The following is a 954-nucleotide window of genomic DNA, read 5'->3' as shown; positions in this document are numbered from 1 at the left end:
GGTGTCGCGGGCCATGACCTCGAACTCCTCGATGTGGATCGAGGTGAAGACGTCGTCGGCCACGATGCGCTCGGAGAGCAGGATCGAGTCCTCGTAGTTGTAGCCGTTCCAAGGCATGAACGCGACCAGCACGTTGCGGCCGAGCGCCAGATCGCCGAGCTCGGTCGAGGGACCGTCGGCGATGATGTCGCCCTTGTTGACCCGGTCGCCCATGCGCACCAGCGGACGCTGGTTGATGCAGGTGTTCTGGTTCGAACGCTGGAACTTCATCAGCCGGTAGATGTCGACGCCGGACTTGCCGGGATCGAGATCTTCCGTGGCGCGGATGACGATACGGGTGGCGTCCACCTGGTCGACGATGCCGCCGCGACGGGCGCCGATGGCGGCGCCCGAGTCACGGGCAACGACCGGCTCCATGCCGGTGCCGACGAACGGGGCCTCGGCGCGCACCAGCGGCACGGCCTGACGCTGCATGTTCGAGCCCATCAGCGCGCGGTTGGCGTCGTCGTTCTCGAGGAACGGGATCAGCGCCGCGGCGACCGACACCATCTGCTTCGGCGACACGTCCATCAGGTCGACGTTCTCGCGCGGCGCCATCATCACTTCGCCGGCGTTACGGCAGATGACGAACTCGTCGACAAAACCGCCGTTCTTGTCGAGCTCGGCGTTGGCCTGCGCAACGTGGTGCTTGGCCTCCTCCATCGCCGACAGATAGACGACTTCGTTGGTCAGCTTGCCGTTGACGATCTTGCGGTACGGGCTCTCGATGAAGCCGTACTTGTTGACGCGCGCGAAGGTGGCGAGCGAGTTGATCAGGCCGATATTCGGGCCTTCCGGCGTCTCGATCGGGCAGATGCGGCCGTAATGCGTCGGGTGCACGTCGCGCACCTCGAAGCCGGCGCGCTCGCGGGTCAGACCGCCCGGTCCAAGGGCCGACAGGCGGCGCTTGTGGGT

General features: G+C 66.0%; 1 pseudogene. It reads right to left on the bottom strand.

Features of this window, described 5'->3' with window-relative positions:
- Positions 1 to 954: pseudogene (locus EOA38_RS37705) on the bottom strand (DNA-directed RNA polymerase subunit beta); the annotation flags it as partial.

Source organism: Mesorhizobium sp. M1E.F.Ca.ET.041.01.1.1 (assembly GCF_003997355.1).
Classification (GTDB): Bacteria; Pseudomonadota; Alphaproteobacteria; order Rhizobiales; family Rhizobiaceae; genus Mesorhizobium.
This window is presented reverse-complemented; position numbering and strand designations above follow the sequence as displayed.